Source organism: Pseudomonas sp. P5_A12 (assembly GCF_056400685.1).
Map to the genome: position 1 here is coordinate 1 of NZ_JBFUKU010000300.1, position 6,295 is coordinate 6,295.

6 protein-coding genes are annotated in these 6,295 nt (G+C 59.9%); all 6 read right to left on the minus strand.

All coding sequences use genetic code 11. The features are described from left to right. Nucleotides 1-852, minus strand: an 852-nt coding sequence (locus tag AC1DSG_RS26025; protein ID WP_477793454.1) for a PepSY-associated TM helix domain-containing protein, incomplete at its 3' end; no start/stop codon positions are given. Between the two features lie 73 nt (nt 853-925). Then, complete coding sequence (locus AC1DSG_RS26030) at nt 926-3,352, minus strand: TonB-dependent siderophore receptor (protein ID WP_477793455.1); 2,427 nt, start codon at nt 3,350-3,352, stop codon at nt 926-928. 216 nt (nt 3,353-3,568) lie between these two features. Next, entirely contained in the window at nt 3,569-4,540 is a 972-nt protein-coding gene (locus tag AC1DSG_RS26035) for a FecR domain-containing protein (RefSeq protein WP_477793456.1), read from the minus strand. After that, nucleotides 4,537-5,055: an RNA polymerase sigma factor gene (locus tag AC1DSG_RS26040; protein ID WP_477793457.1), complete on the minus strand. Its 519-nt coding sequence runs from the start codon at nt 5,053-5,055 to the stop codon at nt 4,537-4,539. The genes AC1DSG_RS26035 and AC1DSG_RS26040 overlap by 4 nt, the downstream gene beginning before the upstream one ends. A 209-nt stretch (nt 5,056-5,264) precedes the next feature. Then, entirely contained in the window at nt 5,265-5,972 is a 708-nt protein-coding gene (locus AC1DSG_RS26045) for a 3'-5' exonuclease (RefSeq protein ID WP_477793458.1), read from the minus strand. Next, nucleotides 5,969-6,295, minus strand: a 327-nt coding sequence (locus AC1DSG_RS26050) for a putative nucleotidyltransferase substrate binding domain-containing protein (RefSeq protein ID WP_477793459.1), incomplete at its 5' end; no start/stop codon positions are given. The genes AC1DSG_RS26050 and AC1DSG_RS26045, both read right to left, overlap by 4 nt.

Consider the following 6,295-nt stretch of genomic DNA (forward strand, 5'->3'; position numbering starts at 1 on the left):
CATGAATACAGCGTAATGGTGCTCGCTGGAAAACCGCGTACCGGGGAAGGCGATGAAGTCGGGCGTCATGTCCGGCGCAACCTCCTTGGCAATGTCGAACAGACGGGTCGCCGGTGCGAGTTGCGTCAGGGGTGGCACGTCGCGGTACGGCGCGACCATCGCGTTCAGGCTTTCATAGCGCCACGCGGCAATCAGCAGGTCGGCGCAGGCGCTGATAACGCCTGTCACGCCAACGACCAGTGCCCAGGTCAGTGTGACCACCCCGATCAGATTGTGCAGGTCAAGCCAACGCAGGCGGGTGGATTTGTCCTGGCGCACGGTGGCGAACTTCAAGCGGCGCATGAACGGCAAATACAGCACCGCCCCGGAAATGATGGCGACCACAAACAACAGTCCCATGAACGCCAGGAACAACTTGCCCGGCAGGCCGGCAAACATGTCCACATGCAGGCGCAGCATGATCATCATGAGGCCACCGTTGGCCGATGGCATTTCCAGAGCTTCGCCGGTGCGGGCGTCGAGCATGAAGGTGTGTGACGAATTCGGCTCGGCACCGGCGGTCGCGGCCATGATTGCAAAGGCGCCGTTGGGCTCATCTTCATCAAAACCGAAATACTGCATGACCTCGCCAGGACGGTGCTTTTCAGCCGCCAGCACCAACTGCTGCAAATCGAGCATTGGTGTGTCCGCCGGCATTTGCTTCAACTCGGGGGCATCGCCCAGCAGGTGGTCGATCTCGTGGTGGAAGATCAACGGCAGACCGGTCAATGCCAGCATCAGCAAAAAGACCGTGCAAATCAGGCTGGTCCAGGTGTGGACAAAGGACCAGCGACGAATTGTTTTGCTTTTCATTTCCAGGCCTTCAGAAATACCAAAGCCGCCCGGAAGAGGACGGCCTGGTGTTGGGGTATGTCAGCTCAGACGATTACCACTTGTAGGATGCACTGGCGATGACGCTGCGCTGGTCACCGTAGTAGCAGTAGAAACTGTCACAAGTGGAAATGTAGTCCTTGTCGAACACGTTGGTGGCGTTCAAGGCCAGCGACGCGCCTTTCAGGCTGTTGTCCAGACGACCGAGGTCGTAGTGAACGGCCGCATCGAACACCGTGTAGGCATCTGCTTTGCCCAGCTCGGTGTTGGCCTGATCGCCATAGGTATTGCCGGTATAGCGAGCGCCGGCACCTACGCCGAAGCCGTCCAGTACGCCGTTGTGCCAGGTGTAATCAGCCCACAGCGATGCCTGTTGGTTAGGCATCAGTTGCAGGCGATTGCCCTTGAATTCGCCATCTTGTACTTCGGATTTGGCCAGGGTGTACGCCGCGATGAGCTTGAGGTTCTCGTTGACGTCGGAAACCGCTTCCAGCTCCAGGCCTTTGACTTTGACTTCGCCGGTCTGGCTGGTGATCGACGTACCGCCGACGTTGGTGGTGACCGAAACGTTTTTCTGGGTCAGGTCATAGATTGCTGCGGTCAGCAGGGTGTCGCTGCCGGGTGGTTGGTACTTGATACCCAGTTCCCACTGATTACCTTCGGTGGGKTTGAACGATTCGGTGGCCGAGGCTGATGCACCGGTCGTGGGCTGGAAAGACTCGGTGTACGACAGGTACGGCACAAAGCCTGAGTCAAACACATAGCTGATCGCCGCGTTGCCGCTGAAGTTCTTGTCGCGTTCGGTGTTGGTGGAATCGCCTTTGTTGAAGAACTTGGTGCCGGTATGCACCCAGTCTTCACGTCCGCCGAGGGTCACGAGCCAATGGTCGAGGACCATCTGATCCTGCGCGTACAGGCCGGTCTGGTAGGTCTTCTGGTCGTAATCGTAGAACGCGGTGGAACGGTCCGGACGCTCGATCGGCAATCCGTAGATCGGGTTGTTGACGTTGGTCGGCGGCGCGCTGCCGAAGATGGAGAGGTAGTTGGTATTGCTGCGCTGGTGGTCGAGACCCAGCAGCACGGTGTGACGCACGTCGCCCGTCGCGAAGTCCGCCTGGAAGTTGTTATCCACGGCGAATTGGCTGATGTCTTCATCGGTGCTGGTGGTGGTGCGGCCAACGTTGCCCGCATCATCAACCTGGGTAAACGGATATGCGCCGACGGTGATGGCCTGGAATGACAGGTCGGACTTGGTGTAACGCAGGTTCTGCTTGAACTGCCAGACGTCGTTCAGACGATGTTCGAACGCATAGCCCAGCGCGTAGTAGGTGCGGTCGTAGTATTCCCAGTCCGGATCGCCAAGGTTCTTGTGATGTGAAATATCACCGAACGGCATGTCGATTTTAGTGCCTTGCACCGGCAGGAACTGGCTGGTGATGCCGGTATCGTCGCGGGTGAATTGCGTCAGCAAGGTGAACTGGGTGTCCGGGTCGATGATCCAGGTCAGGCTGGGTGCGATGTTGTAGCGCTTGTTGTCGACATGGTCGATCTGCGTGCCGGCGTCGCGCGCTACACCGCTGAGGCTGTAAAGAAACTGGCCTTCGTCATCAATCTTGCCGGTGTTGGCGAAGTTGATCTGACGATAATTGTCGCTGCCGTATTGCACATCGATCTCGTTGTTCTCTATAGCCGTTGGACGGCGGCTGACCATGTCCAGCAGGCCGCCCGGCGGGGTTTGGCCATAAACCGAGGAAGCCGGGCCGCGCAGTACGGACAGGCGATCGAGGTTCCAGGTTTCCTGTTTCGGGTTGGCGTACACGCCTTTGGGCAGAGGCAGGCCGTCGAGGAACTGGGTTGGTTCAAAACCGCGAACGCGCAGCCAATCGGCGCGGGTGTCGCTGCCGTAACTGCTGGCGGTGACACCGGGCATGTAGCGCACGGCGTCATCGAGGTTTTGCACATTGCGATCGTCCATCTGGTCGCGGGTAACGACCGAAATCGAACGCGGTACGTCGACGAGCGCTGTATCGGTCTTGGTGCCGGCAGCAGTGCGAGTGGCCAGGTAGCCTTCTACCGGGCTCCAGGCGGTTTCGCCATTGTCCACTCCGATGACGGCGGTTTCCGGCAGGGCCAGTACGCCCTCGGGAATGGCGACCAGGCTGTAGGTGTCGGCGCTGCTTTGTTCCAATTGCAGACCCGTGCCGCGCAAGGCTTCACGCAGGGCGCCGGCAGCGTCGAACTGGCCCTTTACCGGTGCCGAGGACTTGCCTGCGGCCAGCGATGGATTCAACGACAGCGCCAGACCGGCCTGGCTCGCGATCTGGTTCAGGGTGCTGGCCAACGGTGCGGCCGGCAGGTTGTAGGCGCGAACGCTGGAGGCTTGTTCAGCGGCGATCAGTTGGCTACTGGCCAAAGGCGTGCAAAAGGCAATGGCGACAGCCAGCAAGCTGGGGCGCAACAAGGTGTAGAGCGAACGGGGCATGCAGCGGCTCCTGAATGGAAATATTTCTCAATTGCTTAGGTGCCGTACGAGATTCAAAAAGTGATAGAGCTGGATGAAAATAATTTAGATTCAGCAATTGGAAGCTGATCGTTCCCACGCTCCGCGTGGGAATGCCTCAATGGACGCTCTGCGTCCGCTTCGATATGTGACGCGGAGCGTCACGGGCTGCATTCCCACGCCGGAGCGTGGGAACGATCACTTCCAGGCGTCAGTCTTCGCCACCGTCACCCACCACGGTGTGTACTGTTCAATCTGCACCGGCAGGGTTGGCAACAAGGCGCTCAGGGCCTTGTCGGTGTCGTGCAGTGGAAAACTGCCGGTAATGCGCAGGTCGGCAATCTCCGGTGCTACGCCCAAATACCCGTGCCGATAACGAGAGAGCTCCTGCACCAGGTCTTCCAGGCGAGCGTTGTCGACCACCAGCATGCCGCGGGTCCAGGCATCGGCGCCTAGGTCGACGGCGACAACCGGCCCCAGGCCATTGCTGCGCATCAGCACTTGCTGACCTTCGTGCAGAATCTGTTCCTCGGAACTCGCTTGCGGATGCGCCGCCACCGCGGACTTCAACACACTCAGACGCGTGCCTTGTTCCTCGCGCTTGACCAGAAAGAGCGTCCCTAGCGCTTGCATGCTGCCTTCGCGGGTTTCGACGATAAACGGCCGGGTATCACCATGACCGGTCTCGACGAGGATTTCGCCTTCTTGAAGGATGATCCGCCGCTGCTTCTCATCAAAACGGATGTCCACAGCGCTGTGGGTATTGAGGTTGATCAGCGTACCGTCTGCCAGGCGCAGGGTACGCTGCTCACCGGTCGCGGTGCGCTGGTCTGCCAGCCAGTAGTCCAGAGGTAGATAACGCTCACCGGCAAACAGGGCCAGCCCGATCACCGCGACAACGCTGGCCACGCCGCTGCCCAGTTTGCGCACGCGGCGGCGAATGCTTTCACGCGATTGCAACAACGCCGTACGGGCCGGGCCGTTGGCAACGCTGAAGCGCTGGTCGAGCATGCCCAATTGGCGCCAGGCTCGGGCATGTTCCTCGTGGGCTGCGTGCCATTGACTGAACGCTTCGCGCTCCACCGGATTGCCGGAGTCCAGGGACAATTGCCACTCAATCGCCGCATCCAGCACCTTGGCCGATACCGGCTTGGAGCTGACCGGGTTCATACCGGTTCACCGTACAACGCGATGTAGCACTGACGAATTCCCTGGGCCAGGTATTGCCGAACACGCGGCACCGAGACGCCCAGTCGCTGGGCGATTTCGGCATGACCGAGGCCGTCGAGGCGGTTATAGAGAAACGCGGCCCGGGCCTTGCTCGACAGCTGACCGAGCAGGCGGTCGATGGCTTTGAGGTCTTCGAGGATCATCTGCTGCTCCTCGACCGACGGTTGTTCGCCTTCTGGGATCAGCATCAGTTCGGCGAGGTAGGCCTGTTCCAGCGCGGCGCGGCGGAAATAGTCGAACAGCAGGCCTTTGGCAATCGCCACCAGAAACGCCCGTGGCTCACGAGGCTCTTTCAGTTCATCCCGCCCCAGCAATCGCACAAAAGTGTCCTGACTCAGGTCTTCGGCACGTTGCGGGCAAGCCACGTTGCGTCGCAGCCAGGCCAATAGCCAACCGCGATGGTCGCGATATAACGCACCAACGAGCTCACTGTGGGGGCTTTGGATTGACGACACGCAGCATCACCGATTGGGAAGTGTTAACTAACGAGAATTGTTCGCGATTGTCGCAGAGGCGGGGACGGTAAGCAATTGGCGCTGGTCGGGTGGATTGTGCTGTATGGATTCAGCTTGATCGCGTCATCGTTCATCGCGGGCAAGCCACGCTCCCACAGGGGTACTCGGTCACCCTTGCCCGCGATGGCGTCAGAGCAGTCACTGGATATTTAGAAGGAGGGGGCGTGCTTCCGGCGTTTCCACTGACTCAGCCGCTGTTGCAGGTTCAGCGGGCTATGAATCTGCTGCTGCCGCGCTCGGCTGAACAGGATCAATGCCAATTCGGCCGTCGCCAAGGCGTCGGCACTGGCGTTATGTCGCTCGAACACTTCCAGTTTGAACCAGTCGATCCACTTGTCCAGCCCGGCGTCTCGAATGTGAGCTTGTGGGCACAGCAGCGGGGCGATGTCTGCCACATCCAGAAACGGATGGGTCAACTTGTAGCCCAAGTGGTCTTTCAGTGCTCGGCCGAGCATGTGCTGATCGAAGGGGGCATGGAACGCCAGCACCGGGCTGTCGCCGACGAACTCCATGAATTCGAGCAAGGCTTGCGCCGGGTCGCTTCCGGCTGCAATAGCGCTTGGGCCCAACCCATGAATCAGCACGCTGGGAGCGAGCTTCAAGTCGGCGCATCGCAGCGTGCGTTCGAACTGCTGGCTGAAGTCGATGGCGCCGTCTTCAATCACCACTGCGCCGATGGACAACACCCGGTCCTTGTTCAGGTTCAACCCGGTGGTTTCCAGGTCGAGCACCACCCAACGCTGTTCGCGCAGGCTGCATTCACCCAGGTCGGTCACCGCTGGCAAGCGCTGCAAACGTTGTTGCCATTCGTCTGTCAGGATCGGGGTGACCGGGCGCAGCCATGAAAACAGGCTCATAGCTGATACCGCAGGGTCAGGCTGCTTTGCAGGCGTTGCGCCTGGCGCAGGGATTCACGCAGGATCCGTCGGTCCAGATGATTGAGGCTGTCCGGATCGACCCGGTTGGAATAGGGCAAGTTCTCCCKGGTCTGTAACTGATGCTGCTGCATACGGGTTTGCTGAATGAAGTGGTACGCCTCTTCATACGCCGCACCGTCCAGCGGCTGAATGATCTCCTTGGCTACCAGTTGGCGAAATCGATCCAGGGTATTGTTGGTCTCGATGCCGTGRGCCAATGCCAGCAACCGTGCGCCATCGACGAAAGGCGTCAGCCCCTGCAC